This is a genomic window from Sphingomonas sp. GW821-FHT03E12 (assembly GCF_059420685.1).
Window position 1 is genome coordinate 835,050 of record NZ_JBWKUF010000001.1, and the last position, 20,272, is coordinate 855,321.

19 protein-coding genes are annotated in these 20,272 nt (G+C 67.5%); 7 read left to right on the forward strand and 12 right to left on the reverse strand.

The window, feature by feature from the left end:
- On the reverse strand, window positions 1-1,341 hold the full coding sequence (glmM, locus tag AC07TU_RS04130) for a phosphoglucosamine mutase (RefSeq protein WP_495186632.1): 1,341 nt from the start codon (window positions 1,339-1,341) through the stop codon (window positions 1-3).
- Window positions 1,342-1,412: 71 nt separating this feature from the next.
- Here glmM and AC07TU_RS04135 point away from each other — a divergent pair, with 71 nt between their 5' ends.
- Window positions 1,413-2,750 carry a dicarboxylate/amino acid:cation symporter gene (locus AC07TU_RS04135; RefSeq protein ID WP_495186633.1) on the forward strand — a complete coding sequence of 446 codons (1,338 nt, stop codon included), beginning with the start codon at window positions 1,413-1,415 and terminating at the stop codon, window positions 2,748-2,750.
- 33 nt (window positions 2,751-2,783) lie between these two features.
- On the opposite strand, the gene gor is transcribed toward AC07TU_RS04135, so the two are convergent.
- From gor to pgi, 3 genes are all read right to left on the reverse strand, one after another.
- On the reverse strand, window positions 2,784-4,130 hold the full coding sequence (gor, locus tag AC07TU_RS04140) for a glutathione-disulfide reductase (protein ID WP_495186634.1): 1,347 nt from the start codon (window positions 4,128-4,130) through the stop codon (window positions 2,784-2,786).
- Between the two features lie 694 nt (window positions 4,131-4,824).
- Complete coding sequence (locus tag AC07TU_RS04145) at window positions 4,825-5,124, reverse strand: alkylphosphonate utilization protein (protein ID WP_495186635.1); 300 nt, start codon at window positions 5,122-5,124, stop codon at window positions 4,825-4,827.
- Window positions 5,121-6,614: a glucose-6-phosphate isomerase gene (gene pgi / locus AC07TU_RS04150; RefSeq protein ID WP_495186636.1), complete on the reverse strand. Its 1,494-nt coding sequence runs from the start codon at window positions 6,612-6,614 to the stop codon at window positions 5,121-5,123. The genes AC07TU_RS04145 and pgi overlap by 4 nt, the downstream gene beginning before the upstream one ends.
- Window positions 6,615-6,728: 114 nt before the next feature.
- Here pgi and lepB point away from each other — a divergent pair, with 114 nt between their 5' ends.
- From lepB to era, 3 genes are read left to right on the forward strand one after another with little or no spacing between them, the layout of a single operon-like run.
- A complete protein-coding gene (gene lepB / locus AC07TU_RS04155) occupies window positions 6,729-7,595 on the forward strand; it encodes a signal peptidase I (RefSeq protein ID WP_495186637.1) in 867 nt (288 codons plus the stop codon).
- On the forward strand, window positions 7,592-8,257 hold the full coding sequence (gene rnc, locus AC07TU_RS04160; protein WP_495186638.1) for a ribonuclease III: 666 nt from the start codon (window positions 7,592-7,594) through the stop codon (window positions 8,255-8,257). Before lepB ends, rnc begins: the two co-directional genes overlap by 4 nt.
- Before the next feature lie 18 nt (window positions 8,258-8,275).
- Window positions 8,276-9,181, forward strand: coding sequence for a GTPase Era (gene era, locus AC07TU_RS04165; RefSeq protein ID WP_495186639.1), 906 nt, complete (start codon window positions 8,276-8,278; stop codon window positions 9,179-9,181).
- Window positions 9,182-9,344: 163 nt separating this feature from the next.
- Here era and AC07TU_RS04170 read toward each other — a convergent pair whose 3' ends face one another.
- Together AC07TU_RS04170 and AC07TU_RS04175 are read right to left on the reverse strand one after the other, a co-directional pair.
- Complete coding sequence (locus AC07TU_RS04170) at window positions 9,345-10,043, reverse strand: NAD-dependent deacylase (RefSeq protein ID WP_495186640.1); 699 nt, start codon at window positions 10,041-10,043, stop codon at window positions 9,345-9,347.
- Window positions 10,036-10,365, reverse strand: a complete 330-nt coding sequence (locus AC07TU_RS04175) for a YnfA family protein (protein ID WP_495186641.1) — start codon at window positions 10,363-10,365, stop codon at window positions 10,036-10,038. The genes AC07TU_RS04170 and AC07TU_RS04175 overlap by 8 nt, the downstream gene beginning before the upstream one ends.
- A gap of 62 nt (window positions 10,366-10,427) precedes the next feature.
- Between AC07TU_RS04175 and AC07TU_RS04180 the strand changes: the two genes are divergently transcribed.
- The 3 genes from AC07TU_RS04180 to pdeM all read left to right on the forward strand — a co-directional run bounded on the left by AC07TU_RS04180 (window position 10,428) and on the right by pdeM (window position 14,558).
- Window positions 10,428-12,836, forward strand: coding sequence for a ligase-associated DNA damage response DEXH box helicase (locus AC07TU_RS04180; protein WP_495186642.1), 2,409 nt, complete (start codon window positions 10,428-10,430; stop codon window positions 12,834-12,836).
- A 92-nt stretch (window positions 12,837-12,928) separates the two neighbouring features.
- A complete protein-coding gene (locus AC07TU_RS04185; RefSeq protein ID WP_495186643.1) occupies window positions 12,929-13,864 on the forward strand; it encodes an aspartyl protease family protein in 936 nt (311 codons plus the stop codon).
- Window positions 13,865-13,895: 31 nt separating this feature from the next.
- Entirely contained in the window at window positions 13,896-14,558 is a 663-nt protein-coding gene (pdeM, locus tag AC07TU_RS04190; protein ID WP_495186644.1) for a ligase-associated DNA damage response endonuclease PdeM, read from the forward strand.
- A 20-nt stretch (window positions 14,559-14,578) separates the two neighbouring features.
- Here the strand turns inward: pdeM and AC07TU_RS04195 are convergent, their stop codons facing one another.
- From AC07TU_RS04195 to AC07TU_RS04220, 6 genes are all read right to left on the reverse strand, one after another.
- Complete coding sequence (locus AC07TU_RS04195; RefSeq protein WP_495186645.1) at window positions 14,579-15,280, reverse strand: head GIN domain-containing protein; 702 nt, start codon at window positions 15,278-15,280, stop codon at window positions 14,579-14,581.
- Window positions 15,281-15,384: 104 nt separating this feature from the next.
- Window positions 15,385-16,110, reverse strand: a complete 726-nt coding sequence (locus AC07TU_RS04200) for a head GIN domain-containing protein (RefSeq protein ID WP_495186646.1) — start codon at window positions 16,108-16,110, stop codon at window positions 15,385-15,387.
- A 109-nt stretch (window positions 16,111-16,219) separates the two neighbouring features.
- Window positions 16,220-16,753, reverse strand: coding sequence for a CarD family transcriptional regulator (locus AC07TU_RS04205; RefSeq protein ID WP_495186647.1), 534 nt, complete (start codon window positions 16,751-16,753; stop codon window positions 16,220-16,222).
- 254 nt (window positions 16,754-17,007) lie between these two features.
- Window positions 17,008-17,349, reverse strand: a complete 342-nt coding sequence (gene fdxA, locus AC07TU_RS04210; RefSeq protein ID WP_495186648.1) for a ferredoxin FdxA — start codon at window positions 17,347-17,349, stop codon at window positions 17,008-17,010.
- Between the two features lie 103 nt (window positions 17,350-17,452).
- A complete protein-coding gene (locus AC07TU_RS04215) occupies window positions 17,453-17,758 on the reverse strand; it encodes an RNA-binding S4 domain-containing protein (RefSeq protein WP_495186649.1) in 306 nt (101 codons plus the stop codon).
- The gene (locus tag AC07TU_RS04220; RefSeq protein WP_495186650.1) at window positions 17,751-20,237 is read right to left on the reverse strand and encodes a helicase-related protein; all 2,487 of its coding nucleotides are present in this window, start codon (window positions 20,235-20,237) and stop codon (window positions 17,751-17,753) included. Before AC07TU_RS04220 ends, AC07TU_RS04215 begins: the two co-directional genes overlap by 8 nt.
- Window positions 20,238-20,272 lie beyond the last annotated feature (35 nt).

The following is a 20,272-nucleotide window of genomic DNA, read 5'->3' on the forward strand; positions in this document are numbered from 1 at the left end:
CTAGGCCGCCGCCTTGCGCACCGCGTCGCAGATGCGATCGACCACCGCTTCGACCTGTTTGGGATCCTCGCCCTCGGCCATCACGCGGATCACCGGCTCGGTGCCCGAGGCGCGGATGAGGACGCGGCCGGTGCCGTTCAGTTCGGCCTCGGCGGCGGCGATCACCGACTTGACCGTGTCGTTCTCGAGCGGCTTGCCGCCCGCGAAACGGACATTCTTGAGCAACTGCGGCAGCGGGTCGAAGCGATGGAGCACCTCGCTCGCCGGTGCGCCGGCACGGACCAGCTCGGCCAGCACCTGAAGCGCGGCGACGAGGCCGTCGCCGGTGGTGGCATAGTCCGACAGGATGATGTGGCCCGATTGCTCCCCGCCGACATTATAGCCGCTGGCACGCATCGCTTCGAGCACATAGCGGTCGCCGACCCCGGTGCGGACGAGGCCGAGGCCTTGCGCGGCGAGATAGCGTTCGAGCCCGAGGTTGGACATCACGGTGGCGACGATGCCGCCGCCCTGGAGCCGTCCCTGCCGCGCCCAGCCCGCGGCGATCGTCGCCATCAGTTGATCGCCGTCGACGATCTCGCCCTGCTCATCGACCACGATCAGCCGGTCGGCGTCGCCGTCGAGCGCGATGCCGATATGCGCGCCCGATGCGACCACAGTCTCGCACAGGGTCAGCGGCGCGGTCGAACCGACCTGATCGTTGATGTTCTTGCCGTTGGGCGTGACGCCGATCGCGACGACCTCCGCGCCCAGCTCCCAAAGGGCCGAGGGTGCGACCTGATAGGCGGCGCCGTTGGCGCAATCGACCACCACCTTGAGCCCGTCGAGACGCAGATCCTCAGGGAAGGTCGATTTGGCGAAGTGGATATAGCGGCCGCGCGCATCCTCGATCCGCTTGGCGCGGCCGATGTCGGGGGCGGGGGCGAGCGGGATCTCGCCGTCGATCAGCGCTTCGATCGCCAGTTCGTCGGCGTCGGACAGCTTGTAGCCGTCAGGGCCGAACAGCTTGATGCCGTTGTCGGCATAGGGATTGTGGCTGGCGGAGATCATCACGCCCATATCGGCGCGCATCGAATGGGTGAGCATTGCCACCGCGGGGGTCGGCATCGGGCCGACCAGCACCACGTCCATCCCCACGCTGGTGAAGCCCGCGACCAGCGCATTCTCGATCATATAGCCCGACAGGCGGGTATCCTTGCCGATCACCACGCGGTGCTTGTGATCGCCGCGGCGGAAATGCGCGCCCGCGGCCATGCCGACCTGCATCGCCATCGCTGCGGTCATCGGCGTGACATTGGTCTTGCCGCGAATTCCGTCGGTGCCGAAATATTTCCTTGCCATATCCGCCCGCTTTGCGACCTTGCGCCGATTCCTGCGGGGCGTGATAGCGCCGCTTTCTCTCAAGGGCGAGCATGTCGCTGATTTTCCGAACCCTCGCCGCACTGGTCAGCATCGTGCTGGGACCGTCGAACCGCGCACAACCGGTGCGCATCCTGATCGCGCTGGTGGCCGCTTTGGTGATTGGCGTAGGCGCCGCCGCCACGGCGCCGGATCGTGCGCTGGTCGCCGCCGACTGGATTGCGCCGATCGGGACGATCTGGCTCCACGCATTGCAGATGACGATCATCCCGCTGGTCGTCTCGCTGCTGATCACCGGCATCTCTGCGACCGCGGAAAAGGCGCGCGCAGGGCGGCTCGCGGGCCGCGCGTTCATGACCTTCATCGCGCTGTTGTGGGTTTCCTCGGCGCTCGGTGGCGCGCTGACGGTCTTTTACCTCGACCTCTTCCCGCTCGCCTCGTCCTCGGCGCAGGCGCTGCAGGGCGCGCTGGCCGAGAAGACGCCCGAGATCGGCACGATCCCGCCCTTTGTCGACTTCATCATCGCGATGGTGCCGTCGAACCCGGTCACCTCGGCCGCCAATGACGCGTTCCTGCCGCTGATCCTGTTCACCACGGTCTTCGCCTTTGCGCTGACCCGGCTGCCCAAGGAGCAGCGCGAGACGCTGACGCGCTTCTTCGAGGCGCTGGGCAATACGATGCTCGTCGTCATCAACTGGGTGCTGTGGCTGGGGCCGATCGGCGTCGCCGCGCTTGCCTATATGGTCGGCGCGCGCGCAGGAACCGCGGCGTTCGGCGCGCTGCTCCATTATGTGGCGATCCTGTGCGGCGTCGGCTTGGTGATGTGGCTGCTCGCCGCGCCGTTCGGGATCATCGCCGGCCGTGTTGCGCCGATGCGCTATATCCGCGCGGTGGCGCCGTCGCAGGCGGTCGCCTTCTCGACCCAGTCATCGCTCGCCAGCCTGCCCGCGATGCTCAAGGCGACCGAGACTCTGGGCGTGCCCGCGGCGCATTCGGGCGTCGCGCTGCCGATCGCAGTGGCGATCTTCCGCTGGACCGGCCCGGCGATGAACTTTGCCGTCGCGATCTATGTCGCGCATCTGCTCGGTATCGAGCTCGGGCCGAGCCAGCTCGCCGCGGGCTGGGTGGTCGCGGCGATCACGACGATGGGCGCGGTGGGCCTGCCCGGGACGATCAGCTTCGTCAGCTCGATCGCGCCGATCGCGACCGCGATGGGCGTGCCGCTGCCGATGCTCGGCCTGCTGGTCGCGGTCGAGACGATCCCCGACCTGTTCCGGACCCTGGGCAACGTCGCGATGGACGTCAGTGCGTCACGCGTGGTGAGCTTGCGCACCGGTGGCGGCGCGGAGCTGGACGACGAGACCGACCGGCTGCTCAGAAACGAGGGCTGAGCATCGCCCCGGCGCAAGCCGGGGCGGCGCGGCTCATTTCATGAGCACCAGTTCCTCGGCCATCGACGGATGCAGCGCCACCGTCTGGTCGAAGTCCGCCTTGGTCAGCCCGGCCTTGACCGCGATGGCGGCGGCCTGGAGGATCTCCGGCGCGTCGGGGCCGATCATGTGCAGGCCGAGCACCTTCCCCGAATCCGCCTCGCACACCATCTTGTACAGCGCGCGCTCGTTCCGGTTGGCGAGGACGTTCTTCATCGCCCGGAAGTCCGATGTGTAGACGCGGACCGAGCCATATTTCTGCTTGGCCTGCCCCTCGGTCAGGCCGACGCCGGCGATCGGCGGGTGGCTGAACACCGCGGCGGGGATGCAGTTGTAGTCGACCGTGGTCGGCTTGTTGCCGAACACGGTGTCGGCGAAGGCCTGACCCTCGCGGATCGCCACCGGGGTGAGCTGGACGCGGTTGGTGACGTCGCCCACGGCGTAGATCGAATCGATCGAGGACTTGTTGTCGGCGCCGACGACGATTGCGCCCTTCTCGTCGAGCTCGACCCCGGCTTCGGCAAGGCCCAGCCCCTCGGTATTGGGGACGCGGCCGGTGGCGAAGAGGACGAGGTCGACCTCAAGCGGCTCATGGTTGGTCATGCTGACCTTGAGGCTGCCGTCGGCCTGTTTCTCGATCCCGCGGAATTCGGCGTGGAAGCGGAAGTCGATGCCCTTGGTCATGCTGATCTGGAGCAGGCGGTCGCGGATTTGCTCGTCATAGCCGCGCAGGATCACGTCGGAGCGGTTGATCAGCGTGACCTTCGACCCGAACTCGTTGAAGATGCCGGCGAATTCATTGGCGATGTAGCCGGCGCCGGCGATCAGCACGCGCTTGGGCAATGCGTCGAGGTGGAACACCTCGTTCGAGGTGATGCCATGCTCGCTGCCCGGGCAATGCGGGACCGCGGGGCGGGCGCCGACCGCGATCAGGATCTTGCCGGCGGTGATCGTCTTGCCGCTGGCCAGCGTCACCTCATGCGGGCCGGAGACGGTGGCGCGTTCATGGACGATCTCGACTCCGTGATTGTCGAGCGTGTGGGTATAGGCGCCGTTGAGCCGGTCGACCTCGGCCAGCACATTGTCGCGCAGAACCGCCCAGTCGAAGTCGCAATCGGGGACGTTCCAGCCGAAGCGGCGTGCGTCCTTGAGGTCCTCGGCGAAATGCGCGCCATAGACGAGCAGCTTCTTGGGTACGCAGCCGCGGATGACGCAGGTGCCGCCGACGCGATATTCCTCGGCGATCGCGACCTTCGCGCCGTGCGCGGCGGCAACGCGGCTGGCACGGACGCCGCCCGAGCCTGCACCGATGACGAAGAGGTCGTAGTCGTAATCGGCCATGGGGTGCTCCTGCTCATGCGCCCGTCGCGCAGGAGCGGGAGATAGGGGCGCGGAGGGCGGATGCCAACGGAGAGTGGGCGGCAACCCCCTGGTAGCGGACGGTCCTATTTGGGACTTTGATAGCCCAACATGTTCAGAGGCTCGCATTTGGCAGTTGCCGATGCGCTAGCGAAAGTCTGGCTTGGACCTCGGAACTCCGCTTGGAAGGACCAGCCGTCCCGTTCGTACATGATCTGGTTAGCTGGGTTAGCGCAGGCAAACTTGTCGGCGGTCCGCTGCGCCGACTGCGCCAGCTTCACCTTCTTGCTTTTGACTGCAAACACGCGGGTGACCGTGCGCGTCTCACAATCGACCCTCTGCTCGACGGTGCTGACGGACTCTCCTGTATCGGGTTTGCGTGCGGCGATTCGCTTCGCATCGCTCTGGACAAGCCGACAAGCATAATCATGTGTGGGCCATGGGTCAGGAGCGGGTCTGATGACAGGCTGAGTATCGGGTCTGGTCAAAACTTGTAGCAAGATCAAGGTGAGCATGTGCGAGTCTCAATCCGTCAGGATCAGGTAAAGAAGTGTGCAGCAGAAAGAGGCGCGATAGCAACTACGCCCTTGGCGATGAGCGCTGCATAGATGGTTCCGAGAGCGCTCTCCTTCTGCTCTCCATTGGGCCATTGAGCGTTCAATTGCTCGCTCCGCCCCTACCGTTTCCGTACGAACTCCGCCCGCAGCACCAGCCCCTTGATGCCTTCATATTTGCAGTCGATTTCCTGCGGGTCGCCGGTGAGGCGGATCGACTTGATGAGGGTGCCGCGCTTGAGCGTCTGGCCCGCGCCCTTGACGGTGAGATCCTTGATCAGCGTGACCTGATCGCCGTCGGCGAGCAGATTGCCGACAGAATCGCGGACTTCGACGGTCTCGTCCGCAGATGCGGAGGCGAGCTGCGAGGCGGGGACCCATTCCCCGCTCGCTTCGTCATAGACGTATTCGTCGCCGCTCATCCGAATGCCCTGCGGATCAGGTCGTCGGTGGAGGGATCGAAATCCTGTCCGCCCTTGTCTGCGGCCTTGGCCATTTCCTTGCCCAGCTCGACCCCGAACTGGTCGAACGGGTTGATGCCGAGCAGCGCGGCGTTCACGAAGGTGCGCTGCTCATAGAAGGCAATCAGCGCGCCCAAGGTGCGCGGGTCGAGCTCGTCGAGCAGGATCGTGGTCGAGGGGCGGTCGCCCGGATAGGCGCGCGCGGGATCTTCATTGGCGCGGCCGGCCATCAGCGCGGCGCCCTGCGCGAAGGCGTTGATGAGCAGCTGGCGGTGATGATCCTCGGCCAGGTCGTCGCCCGGCTCGATCACCGCGACGAATTCGAGCGGGACGAGGTGCGTGCCCTGGTGCAGCAGCTGGAACACCGCGTGCTGCGCGTCGGTGCCGACGCCGCCCCAGGTGATCGGCGCGGTCGGGCGCTCGACCGGCTGCCCGTCGGCGGTGACGCCCTTGCCGTTCGATTCCATCTCGAGCTGCTGGAGATAGGGGGGAAGCAGGCGCAGCCGCTCGTCATAGGCGAACACGCCGCGCGTCGCGCATCCGCGGTTCTGGGTGTAATAAAGGTCGGCGAAGGCGGCGAGGACCGGGGCGTTGCTCTTGAGGTCGGTCAGGCGGAAATGGCGGTCCATCTCGGCCGCGCCTTCGAGCAGCGCCTCGAACGCGTCCCAGCCGAGCGCGAGCGCGGCGGGGAAGCCGATCGACGACCAGAGCGAATAGCGGCCGCCGACCGATTCCGCGAAAGGCAGGACGCGGGTTTCGTCGACGCCCCATTCGATCGCCTTGTCGGGCGCGGCGGTGAGCGCGATGACATGGCCATAGGGATCCTCGACGCCATGCTCGCGCATCCAGTCGAGTGCGCTTTCGGCGTTGAGCAGGGTTTCGGTGGTGGTGAAGGTCTTGGACGCGACCGCGATCAGCGTGGCGTGCGGGTCGAAATCGGCGATCGCCTCTTCGAGCGCGCAGCCGTCGACATTGGAGACGATGGCGACGTCGTAATGCGCGCCCTCGCGGCCGAGTGCGTCGATCAGCAGCTCCGGCCCCAGCGCCGAGCCGCCGATGCCGATGTGCAGGATGTGGCGGATCGGACCGAGCGCCCCGGCCTCGATCGCGTCGATCAGGCCGCGCATGCGGGCGTGGAAGGCGGCGGCACGGGCGACGCTGTCGTCCGACCCCTCACCGCGCTCGGCGGTGTGTTCGGCGGCGCGGCCCTCGGTGACGTTGACCGGCTCGCCCGCGAACAGCGCCTCGCGCTTGCCGGCAAGGTCCGCCGCCTTGGCGAGCGCGGCGAAGGCATCGAGCGCGGTGGCGTCGAGATGCGTCTTCGAGAAGTCGAAATGGATGCCGGCGACATCGGTGGTGAGCAGCGCCAGGCGGTTCGCATCGCCGGCGAACATGTCCTTGAGCGGGATGCGGGGCAGTGCCTCGATTGCAGTCCAGTCCGCGTTCGCCATTGCCTGTCTCCCGTTGAATCGGGCGCCATGTAGCGTGCCATTTCGAGCATCGCCAGATGGGGCCGTGTGCACCACCGCCTTGACGCTGCCACATGGCCCGCGCAGAGCAGCAACATGGACGATACCGCGCCTGCCGATTCCGGCACCAAGCCTGCCCACACCCCCAAGCCGCGTTCGGAATGGCGCGACACGCTGAGCTTCCTCATCAAGCTCGCGATCCTGGTGTTCGTGGTGCGCAGTTTCATCTTCGCGCCCTTCAGCATTCCGTCGGGATCGATGCTGCCGCGGCTGCTGGTGGGCGACTATCTGTTTATCACCAAATGGAATTACGGCTATTCCAAGCATTCGCTGCCGTGGAGCCTGCCGCTGATCCCCGGCCGCATCTTTGCCGAGGATCCGACGCGCGGCGACGTGGTGGTGTTCAAGGCGCCGCCGAGCAATGACACCGACTGGATCAAGCGCGTGATCGGCCTGCCCGGCGATACGGTGCAGATGCGCAACGGCCAGCTGCTCCTCAACGGACAGGCGATTCCCAAGGAACGGATCGCCGATTTCGTGATTCCGATCACGCCGAACTTCCCGGTCGAAGGCCCGGGCACGGGCGGCGGGTGCAACCCGATGTTCGTCGAGCCGGGGCCGAACGGTACGCAGGCCTGCCGAATCCCGCGCTTCCGCGAGACGCTGCCCAGCGGCAAGAGCTATGAAGTGCTCGACGAGGGCTATCGCCCCGACGCAGACGATACCGAGCTGTTCACCGTGCCCGCCGGTCATGTCTTCCTGATGGGCGACAATCGCGACGATTCGGCCGACAGCCGCTTCCCGCAGCCGCCCGAGGGCAATGGCATCCGATTCGTCCCAATGGAAAATCTGCAGGGCAAGGCGGTGGTGAGCTTCTGGTCGACCGACGGCGGCGCACAATGGCTGCTGCCCTGGACCTGGTTCACTGCGGCGCGGTTCGATCGGATCGGGGAAGGTTTTTGACCGAGAAGCTGGCCGACTGGCTGGCGCGGGTTCTGGGTGATCCGCCAGGCGATCTGGCGGGCTATGAGCGCGCGCTGACGCATGGCAGCCAGGGCGCGGCCAATTACGAGCGGCTTGAGTTCCTGGGCGACCGGGTGCTCGGGCTGACCGTCGCCGAATGGCTGTACGAGCGCTTCCCTGACGAGCCCGAGGGCAAATTGTCGCGCCGCTTCAACTCGCTGGTGACCGGGCAGGTCTGCGCCGAGGTGGCGCGCGAGATCGGCGCGCCCGCGCATCTGCGTCTTGGCAAACAGGCGCGCGACGATGGCGCGGCGTCGAGCGACAATGTGCTGGGCGACGTGATGGAGGCGCTGATCGGCGCCCATTTCCGCCAGCACGGGTTCGAGCCGGCCAAGGCGCTGGTGCGGCGGCTGTGGGACAGCCGGATCGATGCGCAGGCTTCCGCGCCCAAGCATCCCAAATCGGCGCTGCAGGAATGGGCTGCGGCGAACAACCGCCGTCCGCCCGAATATGAGCTGGTCGAGCGCTCGGGCCCGGGGCACGCACCGCGCTTCAAGGTGCGTGCGGTGATCGGCAAGCTGGCGGAAGCCGAGGGCGAGGGCAGCTCGAAACAGGAAGCGGAGACCGCCGCGGCGGCGGCTTTGCTGGCGGCGGTGAGCTAGGACCGCTACGGAGAAGACGTGAACGAAGTTACGGAACAACGCTGCGGCCTGATCGCCGTGGTCGGCGCCCCCAATGCGGGCAAGTCGACATTGGTGAACGCGCTGGTCGGCCAGAAGGTGGCGATCGTCAGCCCCAAGGCGCAGACGACGCGCACGCGGCTGATGGGCATCGCGATCGAGGGCGACGCGCAGCTGCTGCTGGTCGATACGCCGGGCATTTTCGATCCCGCGCGGCGGCTCGACCGGGCGATGGTCGCCGCGGCGTGGGAAGGCGCCAAGGACGCCGACCTGATCGCGCTGGTGGTCGATGGCAAGGGCGGGGTCGGGCCGAAAGTGCGCGGGCTGGCCGAGAGCCTCAAGGATCGGCGCGAACGCAAGCTGCTGATCCTCAACAAGGTCGATATCGCCGACAAGCCGCGCCTGTTGGGCCATGCCGCGACGCTCAACGACCTGGGCGCGTTCGACGATACCTATTTCGTGTCGGCGGCGACCGGCGATGGCGTGCCCGAACTCAAGGCTGCGCTGGCCGCGAAGCTTCCGCAAGGCCCGTGGCATTTCCCCGAGGATCAGGTGTCCGACGCGACCGACCGCATGCTCGCGGCCGAGATCACGCGCGAGCAGCTCTACCTCCAGCTCCATGCCGAGCTGCCCTATGCCAGCGCGGTCGAGACCGAGCAGTATAAGGAGCGCGAGGACGGATCGGTCGAGATCCACCAGCAGATCCTGGTCGGGCGCGAGACGCAGCGCGCGATCGTGCTGGGCAAGGGCGGCAGCCGGATCAAGGAAATCGGCGCGCGGGCGCGGGCCGAGCTGGCCAAGCTGATGGGGGTCAAGGTCCACCTGTACCTGCACGTCAAGGTGCGGCCGGGCTGGGAGGACGACCGCAGCCTGTATCGCGATATCGGGCTGGACTGGGTCGAGTAGGTCGAAGCTGTCTTCACCCGCCTGACTACCGTCCGTCATCCCGGCCCTGTGCCGGGATCCACCGGGAGGCGAGGACTGCAGACGAGGCTCGAGCTCAGCCCGGGAGGCTGAGTGGACCCCGGCACAGGGCCGGGATGACGGAGATTTCAGATGCCGGGCTACCCTAGCCCAGCAGCGAGTCCACCCATAAGGGGACGAGCGTGCCCGCTGGACCGAGACGGCTTTCCTCGAACCACGCGCTGCCTTCGGAACGGTCGAGATTGAGCTCGAGCGTGTCGGCGCCGTGATAGCGTGCGGTGCGCACGAAGCCCGCGGCGGGATAGACCGCGCCCGAGGTGCCGATCGACACGAACAGGTCGGCGCGCGAAATGGCGGCGTCGATCGCGTCCATCGAATAGGGCATCTCGCCGAAGAAGACGATGTCTGGGCGCAGCGATGGCGCGCCGCAGGTCGCGCAGCGCGTGCGCGGCGGGAGGCTGTCGATCCATGGCACGCGCGCGTCGCATTCGGCGCAGAGCGCGGAATTGAGTTCGCCATGCATATGGATCAGCCGCTTCGACCCGGCACGTTCGTGCAGGTCGTCGACATTCTGGGTGACCAGCAGCAACTCGCCCGGCCACGCCGCGTCGAGCCGGGCGAGCGCGTGGTGCGCGGCGTTGGGCGCGACGGTCGGCAGCTTGGCGCGACGCTCGTCGTAGAAGCGGTGGACGAGCACCGGATCGTGCTCAAGCGCCTCGGGCGTGCACACGTCTTCGACGCGATGCCCCTCCCACAGCCCGCCCGGGCCGCGAAAGGTGGCGACGCCGCTCTCGGCGGAGACGCCTGCGCCGGTGAGGATGACGATGTTGCGGATGTCAGGCACTGGCGCTCCTCGGTCCGAAAAGGATGATCGCGGTGCCGGCGAGCGCGACCGCGCCGCCGATCACGTCCCAGCGGTCGGGCCGCGCGCCCTCGACCGCCCAGAGCCAGGCGATCGCCGCGGTGATATAGATTCCGCCATAGGCGGCATAGGCGCGCCCGGCATGGCTGGTCTCGATCAGCGTCAGTGCCCAGGCGAAGACGATCAGCGCGGCGACGCCGGGGATCAGCCAGAGCGGCGACTTGTCGAGGCGAAGCCAGGCCCAGAAGGCGAAGCAGCCGGCGATCTCGGCCAGCGCGGCAAGGACATAGGCGAAGAGCGTCATCGCGCCCGGCCTTAGCGCAATCGGTGGCGGGCGCGTAGCCGTGACGGCTATAGGGGAAGCGGATGAGCGCGCTTCCCCCCGTCCTTGAGCAATGGTTCGCGTCGCGCGGCTGGACGCCGCGGCGGCACCAGCTCGATATGCTCGCCGCGGGGCGGGCGGGGCGGCATGCGCTGCTGGTCGCGGCAACCGGCGCGGGCAAGACGCTGGCGGGGTTTCTGCCGACGCTGGCCGAGCTGATCGAGGCGCCGGGGGAGGGGCTGCACACGCTCTACATCTCGCCGCTGAAAGCGCTGGCGGTCGATGTGCAGCGCAACCTGCTGACCCCGATCGAGGAGATGGGGCTCGACATCCGCGTGGAGACTCGCACCGGCGACACGTCCCACGAGAAGAAGGTGCGCCAGCGCGCGCGGCCGCCACAGATTCTGCTGACCACGCCCGAATCGCTGAGCCTGTTGCTGTCCTATGAGGACAGTTTCCTGATGTTCGCGGGGCTCAGGACCGTGGTGGTGGACGAGGTGCATGCCTTCGCTACCGGCAAGCGCGGCGACCTGTTGGCGCTCGCGCTCGCCCGGCTCCAGACGCTGGCGCCCGGCATGCGCCGCGTGGCGCTGTCGGCGACGGTCGCCGATCCCGATGGCTATCGCGCCTGGCTGGCCCCGCAGGGCGAGATCGACGCGGTGGAGCTCGTTCGAGGCGAAGCGGGCGCGGACCCCGATATCGCGATCCTGCTGCCCGAAGGCCGCGTGCCCTGGTCGGGCCATTCGGGCCTCTATGCAATCCCGCAGGTGATGGCAGAGATCGAGACGCACAAGACGACGATCGTCTTCTGCAACACGCGCGGCCTTGCCGAACTGGTCTTCCAGACTCTGTGGAAGGTCAATGAGCTCAAGCTGCCGATCGGGGTGCATCACGGCAGCCTCAGCCTCGAAGCCCGGCAGCGCGCCGAGCAGGCAATGGCCGACGGCAAATTGCGCGCACTGGTCGCGACCGCGAGCCTCGACCTCGGCGTCGACTGGGGCGATGTCGATTGCGTGATCCAGATGGGCGCGCCCAAGGGCAGTTCGCGCCTGTTGCAGCGGATCGGGCGCGCCAATCACCGGCTGGACGAACCGTCCGAAGCCGTGCTCGTGCCGGGCAACCGCTTCGAATATCTGGAGGCGCGCGCGGCCCTCGATGCGGTCGAGGCGGGCGAACTGGACCCCGATATCTTCCGTCCGGGCGCGCTCGACGTGCTGGCGCAGCATGTAATGGGCCTTGCCTGCGCAGCGCCTTTCGATGCTGCGGAATTGCTGCGCGAGGCGCGCGCTACGCTTCCCTATTCGGCGCTGGACGAAGCGGTGTTCGAGCGGGTGCTGAACTTCATCGCCGACGGCGGCTATGCGCTGCGGGCGTACGACCGGTTCAAGCGGCTGACCGTGGGGCGCGACGGGCTGTGGCGCGTGACCAAACCCGCCTTTGTTGCGCAGCATCGGCTCAATGCCGGGATCATCGTCGAGGCGCCGATGCTGGAGGTGCGCTTCAAGAACGGGCGGCGGCTGGGCAAGGTGGAGGAAGCGTTCGGTGCGACGCTCTCGCCCGGCGACACCTTCACCTTTGCCGGCATGGCGCTGGAGGTCGAGCGCGTCGAGGTGACCGACATCATCGTCCGCGCAACCACCAAGCATGCACGGTTCGTGTCGTACATGGGCGCGCGGCTCGCGATCACCACGACCCTTGCCGCGCGCGTGCGGCGCTTCTTTGCCGACCCCGCGCAATGGACGCGGTTTCCGGCGGATGTGCGCGAATGGCTCGAAGTGCAGGCCCGTCGCTCGCGGCTCCCCGCCCCGGGCAGGCTGCTGGTCGAGACCTTTCCGCACGAAGGGCGGCACCATATGGTCGCCTATTGCTTCGAAGGGTGGAACGCGCACCAATCGCTCGGCATGCTGGTGACGCGGCGGATGGAGGCGATGGGGCTGAAGCCCACGGGCTTCGTCGCCAACGACTATGCGCTCGCGGTCTACGGCCTCGAGAAGATCGAGGATCCCGCCCCGCTCTTCTCGCCCGATATTCTCGAGCATGAGTTCGTCGATTGGGTACAGGGATCGGCGCTGCTCAAGCGCGCGTTCCGTGAGGTGGCGATCATCGGCGGGCTGGTCGAGCGCCAGCAGCCGGGCAAGAAGAAGACCGGCCGTCAGGTCACCTTCTCGACCGACTTGATCTATGATGTGCTGCGCAAGTATGAGCCGGACCATCTGCTGCTGGGCGCCGCATGGGCCGATGCCCGCGCGCGGATGACCGATATCGGGCGGTTGGCCAACCTGCTCGAAACCGCGGCGGAGCGGATCGAGCATGTCGATCTCGATCGCGTCAGCCCGATGGCGGTACCGGTGCTGATCATGATCGGGCGCGAGAACGTCGCCCAGGGCGCGGCGGAGGACGCGATGCTGATCGAGGCCGAGGCGCTCGCGGCAGAGGCCATGCGGATCGATTAGGGCCGCTCCCAAACGCCGCGATCATTCGACCAACGACATTTGCTGCGCAGCACGAACAGGCGTATCATGCATGGGCTATGCAGCTCCGCCTGTTGACGCCTCTCCTGATCGCGCTCGCCGCGGCCCCTGCGGCGACACAGGAGACTGCGGCGCCGGCAGCCCCGGTCGCCGACGACGGAAGCGGTACGCTGGCGCTGGGTGCGATTGCCAATCGCATGACGGTTCCGGTCTCGATCAACGGCAGCAAGCCGCAACCCTTCATCATCGATACCGGGGCCGAGCGCTCGGTGATCTCGCGTCAGTTCGCGGGATCGCTGAAGCTTGCGGCTGGGCCGCAGGTCACGCTGACGACGATGACGGGAAGCACCAGGGTGCCGACGGTGGTCGTCCCGTCGCTCACCATGGGGCCGGTGCGCGACGCAGAGGCCTTCAATGCGCCTGCGCTCGAGGCTGTACATATGGGCGCCCACGGCCTGCTCGGGATCCAGCAGCTGCGCACGCACATGGTGTCGATCGATTTCGACAAGGAACTGATGACGGTGCGCCGTTCGCGCCGTGCGGGTGGCAGGTTCACGCCGCGCCCAGCCTTTACCGACGAGATCGTCATCACCGCCAAGAACCGGATGGGGCAGCTGATCGTCACCGAAGCGTCGTTCGAGGGTACCAAGGTGACGGTGGTGCTCGATACCGGATCGCAGATCAGCATGGGCAATCTGGCGTTGCAGCGCAAACTGCGGCGGATCCGGCTCAAGGGGCCGATCACGATGACGAGCGTTACCGGTGAGTCGCTGACCGCCAACTACCATATCGCGCATCGCGTCGAGCTGGGCGATATCACCCTGCGCGAACTGCCGGTGGCATTCGCCGATATTCCGCCCTTCAAACGCTTCGACCTGGAGGATAGCCCGGCGCTGATGCTGGGCATGGACGCATTGCGCGGATTCCGCCGGGTCGAGATCGATTTCCCCGACCGCAAGGTTCGGTTCCTGCTGCCGCGCCCCGGCAGAACGGGAACGCGGCTCGATTGACCTGGCCGCGCGGTGCGGCGATAGCAGGTGCATGGTTCCCTTTTCGTTCGCTGGTCATGCCTTGTGTGCGCTCCCGGAGGGCGCGCTTTACTGGCCTGCGCGGCGGGCGTTGATCGTCGCCGACCTGCATTTCGAGAAGGCGAGCTGGTTCGCCGCCGGCGGACAGATGCTGCCACCCTATGATTCGCTCGCGACGCTGAAGGCCCTGACCGCGCTGGTCGAGCGGACGCAGCCGCGGGAACTATGGTGTCTGGGCGACAGCTTTCATGATTCGGAGGGGTGCGATCGGCTGCCCGGTGCGGCGCGTGCAGCGCTGAGTGCGCTGACGGGATCGCTGCGCTGGGTATGGATCACAGGAAACCATGACGCCGCGCTCACCGGTGACATCGGCGGCGAGATCGTCGAGGAAGCGGAGGTCGATGGGCTGCTGCTGCGGCATGAGGCCGAGCCTGGCGAAACGCGGCCCGAACTGTCCGGGCATTTCCATCCCAAGCTTCGGGTGCGGCTCCGCGGGCGGCATGTCGCGCGGCGCTGCTTCGTCGCCACGCCGGCCAAGCTGATCCTGCCCGCTTTCGGTGCGCTCACCGGGGGGCTGGACGCGCAGCATCCCGAAATCATCCGTGCCGTTGGCCGGGGTGCCGAGGCGCTGATTGCGCTCGAAGACCGGCTGCTGCGGTTTCCCCTGGCCGCCTAGCGGCGTTCTGACTTGCCGGCCTAGCGTCCCTCGGTCTTGCCGGCGCAACTCGCAGGGCCCGGGCCGGCGAGCCGGCAGGCGGCGCTGCCTTCGACCCGGATCGAACCGGTGCCCAGCGCCGACACGGTGGCCGTGAAACGTGCGGTGAAGCGGCTGTCGCCCGCGCTTTGCGCGTGGACGGTCAGATCATTGACAGTCAGGCCGGTGGCGTCGATCGATCCCGCGCCATAGGAAGTGAAGCGCGCGGTGCGGGCGGTGCCGCCGGTCAGGCGGACGATCCCCGTGCCGTTCAATGTGGTGGCGAGCTGATCGGCGGCGAGGCGCAATACCGTCAGCGATCCCGCGCCATTGACGCCGAGATCGACTCGCTGGCCCGTAATGTCCGCGATCTCCAGCTTGCCGCCGCCATTGAGGTTCGCCGCGCGCAGCCTGGGTACGGTGACGTTGATCAGCGCCTGTCCGTCCTTGTCGCGCCAGCCGTCCTGGGTCGCGAGGCCGGCGCTGATCACCAGCACGCCGCTTTCGCTGCGGATATTGACCCGGTCGATCGCACGGCGATCACCGGTGACGGTCGCCGCGGGCGATCCGGCAGCCACGCGCACCTCGAACGGTCCGTCGATGCGGATCCGGTCGAAGCCGGTCAGCATGACGCGGCGTTCCTCGGGAGCGGGTGCGAAGCCCGCGGCAAACAGGGCGAGCGGGGTCAGCAGGGCGATGCGCATCACCGGTGAATCGCATCAATCCACCGGTATGCGCAAGCGTGGTGCTTGCCTGGCAGACGGTACCGGCCAGTTCCCCCGTCCGGTACCGCTTCGACCAGAACGGGTCAGCTGCAGCGCGCCTCGCCCGACCCCATCGTGCTGACCGAGCATTTGGCGCCGCCGGTCAGCACGACATCGCCCGACCCGACGATCGAGATGTCCGCTTCGCCGGTCACCTGCGCGCGAAGGTTGCCCGAACCCGCGATCGAGATGTCGCCGCGCGCAGCCTTGAGTCCGGCGGCATCGATATCGCCCGATCCGGCGATCGATGCGTCGATCTCGCTCGCCTGGCCTGCCGCGATGCGCAGGTCACCCGACCCGGCGATCGACAGATCGGCCTTGCCGCCTGCGAACTGCGCAATGCTGAGATTGCCCGACCCGGCAATCGAGGCGTCGAAGTTGCCGTCGGCGCGATCGACGGTCATGTCGCCCGATCCGGCGACGCTGGCGCTGAGCAATTTGGGGAGCGTGACGATGATCCGCGCGCCCTTGTCGCCGCCCCATTTCCAGTCGCCGTCCTTGCGGCCGATGCGCAGCGTGTCGCCATCCTTGCGGATTTCGAGCTGGTCGAGCAGTGCGCTGTCGCCCTCCGCGGTGACCTTGAAGGCCGGACCGTTCCTGACCTCGACATCGTCGGCGCCGCGCAATGACACTTCGGTAAAGCCGGAGACGTCGAAATTGCGGCTGGTGCCCGATCCGCTGGGCTGGACGACGTCGCCGCTCATTCCGTTGGCGAAGTTGCACGCGGTGAGCGGGAGGGCGGCGGCAGTAATGGCAAGGGCGAGCTTCATCGCGACTCTCCTATGTGTGTTGCTGTAATAATACACTTGCCGTGACGGCGGTGCAAACAAAAAGGGCGGCCGCTGCGGGCCGCCCCTTTCGGTTCGACGTGGCGCAGCCTCAAGCCGGCGCCTTGTCCTTGTTGTAGATCGCTGCGGCGGCGCGCAGGATGTCGAGCAGCTTCTCGAGCGCGGCCTTCTCGTCGATCTGTTCCATCGCGGCGAGCTCACGGGCGAGGCGCGACGCGGCGGCTTCGAAGATCTGGCGCTCCGAATAGCTCTGCTCGGGCTGGTCGTCGGCACGGAACAGGTCACGGACCACTTCGGCGATCGACACCAGGTCGCCCGAGTTGATCTTCGCTTCATATTCCTGCGCGCGGCGCGACCACATGGTGCGCTTGACCTTGGGCTTGCCCTTGAGCGTATCGAGCGCTTCGCGGAGCGTCTTGTCGCTCGAAAGCTTGCGCATGCCGACGCTCTCGGCCTTGTTGGTCGGGACGCGGAGCGTCATCTTCTCTTTTTCGAAGCGGAGCACATACAGCTCGAGCTGCATGCCCGCGATTTCCGATTTCTGGAGTTCAATCACACGGCCCACGCCGTGCTTGGGGTAAACGACATAATCGCCGACATCGAAGGACAGCGCCTTGGCAGCCATGTGGGGGAAGCCTTTCTAATCAACGTGGCCCCTTTTGGATTGCACCGCCTGCCCGGTCAGGTTACCGGGGCAAAGACGCCGCTTCGGGGCAAATCAACAACGGTCTCCAGTACCGAAACGCGATTCCTCGCGTCCGGCGCGCTGTTTAACACAGATGAAATAAAATTACCACCCCGGAATCCGTAGATTCCCGGATGCTGCGCCGCGGGCCGGTACCGCAGCCGGTCGTCAGACCGGCTCAGACAAGAGAGACCTTAGTCGCCCGCACCGGGCTCCGGCGAGAAGTATTTGTCATACTTGCCCTCGGCGCCCTTGAACTCGTCGGCATCCGCCGGGGTCTGACCGGCGTTGCGCGTGACGTTGGGCCATTGCGCCGAGAAGGTGTTGTTGAGCTCGAGCCACTGCTCCAGCCCGCTCTCCGTGTCGGGCAGGATCGCTTCGGCCGGACATTCGGGCTCGCACACGCCGCAATCGATGCACTCGTTGGGATTGATGACGAGCATGTTCTCGCCCTCGTAGAAGCAATCGACCGGACACACCTCGACGCAATCCATATACTTGCAGCGGATGCAGGCATCGGTGACGACGTAGGTCATGGCGGTCTCAGGCCCCTAGAGCGCCCCTGCGGGCGGTGAACCTCTTCCTGCTATGCCCGCGTTCGGGGCGCGTCAATCAAGAGACGCTTTCTGCGATACATTCTCAGTTTTCAGGCCTTTCCGCGGGTGCGACAGGGCCGGGGAGCAGTTCCTGATAGAGCGCGGCGGCCTCGGGAGCGGGGCCACGGCGGCGCGGCAGCGCTTCGACCCGCAGCACGCGCACACGGCCGCGGAGCGGAAAGGCGATGACCGAGCCGATACGGACCTGTGCGGAGGAACGCTCGATCCGCCGCCCGTCGAGTCGCAACGTCCCCGCCTCGGCCATGTCCTGCGCAGCGGTGCGGGTTTTCACAAGGCGTGCAAACCACAAGAAGCGGTCGAGCCGCATCGCGCCTTCAGACTCACTCATCGACCAGTTCCGCGAGCGCGGCGAAAGCCCGGCCCATCGAGGTATCGCGCGGCGGCGGCTTGGGCTTGGCGAGCGGGGTCAGTCCCTTCCACACCCAGCGCTGCGGCTCTCCCTTGGGCGTGCGCACGCTCTGGAAGCCGATCTGCGCCATCAGCCGGGCAAGCGTGTCCGGCGTCAGCCCCATCGAGGTCGCGAGTGCGGGATCGGGGGCAAAGGGTCCGCGCCCCTTCCGTGCGTCATGCGCGGCATGCGCGATCCGTTCGGCAAGGTCGACCCGCACCGCCTGCGCGCCAAAGGGGCGGAAGCCGAATTCGAGCGCGGCGCCCGGCGTGGAACGCGGCAGGACCGTGGCACCCTCGGGCGGCGCATCGCCGAGGCCGAGCAGCGCGCGGCGTGCTGCGGCGGCACGGGGCTTGAGCAGCGCAGGTACGAAGATGTCGAGCGTGCCGATCGTCACCCCCGCCTTGCGCAATCGCTTGCGGTCATGCGGGTCTAGCACCTCGACCTGCGCGCCTGCAGCGCGGCGCGGCAACAGCCCGCCCGCCTCGACCAGCAGCCCCGCGAGCGCGCGAACCCGCCCGCCGGCCGCCGCGTCGTGGCTTAGCGCATCGAGCGCCGCCAGGCCGGGAAGATCGGCGGCGATCCGCTCGGCGAACCAGCGCTCGATCCGCTCCTGCGCCGCAGCCCGGAGGCGCGCGTCGAGGATGTCGAGCGACCGGTCGAGCCTGATCCGCGGCCGGACCGGGTTTCCGGTTGTCTCGATCGATGCGACGGGCACACCGCGCCAGGCCAGTGCGGCGCCATCGATCGCCATTTCCTCGTCCGGTGCCGCCGCCAGCGCCTCGCCCCGCCGCCGGAGCTCGCCCGCCAGTCCTTTCTCGGCAGCGGCGAGCAGCATGCGTTTGTCGGCTGCCCGAGCGTCCGGTTCGACCGCGAAGCGGAAGCCGTGGAGCTGCCCCAGCACCTGCTCCTCGACGCTCACCTCGCCCTCTGGTCCGACCACCACCGGCAGGTGCGATGCGCCCGCGCCGATCTGCCGCAGCAATACGGTCGTGCGTTTGTCGACGAAGCGCTGGGTCAGGCTGGCGTGGAGCGCGTCCGACAGCTTCTCCTCCAGCGCCTGGGTGCGTTCGGCCCAGTGAAGCGGCTCGGCAAGCCAGTCGGCGCGCTGGGCGATATAGGCCCAGCTGCGCGTGGCGGCGATGCGCCCGGCGAGCGTTTCGACATCGCCGTCCATGCGGTCGAGCCGGGCGATCTCGTCGGCGAACCATTGGTGCGGGATATGGCCGCTGTCTTCGCTGAGGTGCTTGAAGACGCGCGCCACGAAGCGGGCATGCGGGTCGGCGCCGAGCTTGCGGAAATCGGGGAGGCCGCAGGCAGCCCAGAGGCGCGCGACGGCACGCGGGGAGCGGACGCGGTCGCGCACCCAGTCCTCGCCCGCCAGCCGCTTGAGCACGCCCATGTCCACCGCCTCCGGCGCGGCGCGCAGGACGGGGGAATCGGGCTTGCGTTCGAGGCTGGCGATCAGCGTGTCGATGCTCGTCAAATCCGGAGTGCTGTCGCGCCAGAACAGGTGATCGAGCGCGGGGATGTGGTGATCCTCGATCGCGTGGATCTCTTCGGGGGTGAAGGCGCCGGGCCCTTCCTCGACCAGCGATCCGAAGGTGCCGTCGCGCTGGTGCCGTCCGGCGCGGCCCGCGATCTGCGACATTTCGGCGATGGTCAGCCGGCGCTGGCGATGCCCATCGAACTTGGAGAGCGAGGCGAAGGCGACATGGCCGACATCGAGGTTGAGGCCCATGCCGATCGCGTCGGTGGCGACGAGATAGTCGACCTCGCCCGACTGGAACATCGCGACCTGAGCGTTGCGGGTGCGCGGGGAAAGCGCGCCCATCACCACCGCGGCGCCGCCGCGAAGCCGTCGCAGCGCTTCGGCAACGGCATAGACCTCCTCGGCCGAGAAGGCGACGATGGCGGAGCGTTTGGGCAGGCGCGAGAGCTTCTTGGCGCCGGCATAGCGGAGGGTCGAGAAGCGCGGGCGCGCGACGATCTCAGCCTCGGGCACCAGCTTCCTGAGCACCGGGCGCAGTGAATCCGAGCCGAGGATCATCGTCTCGTCGCGGCCGCGGGCGTTGAGGATGCGGTCGGTGAAGACATGGCCGCGCTCGGGATCGGCACCGAGCTGGCCCTCGTCGATTGCGACGAACCCCACCTCCCTGTCGGCCGGCATCGACTCCGCGGTGCACAGGAACCAGCGCGCGCCGGGCGGGACGATGCGCTCCTCGCCGGTGACCAGCGCGACTTCCTTCGGCCCCTTCATCGCGACGACGCGGTCATAGACCTCGCGCGCGAGCAGCCGCAGCGGGAAGCCGATCATCCCGCTCGAATGGCCGCACAGCCGCTCGATCGCGAGATGGGTCTTGCCGGTGTTGGTGGGACCGAGCACCGCGGTGACCGGGCTGTTCGAAAAGCGGCTCATTACCGGTTCAAGATCGGGCGATGATGCGGGCCGCG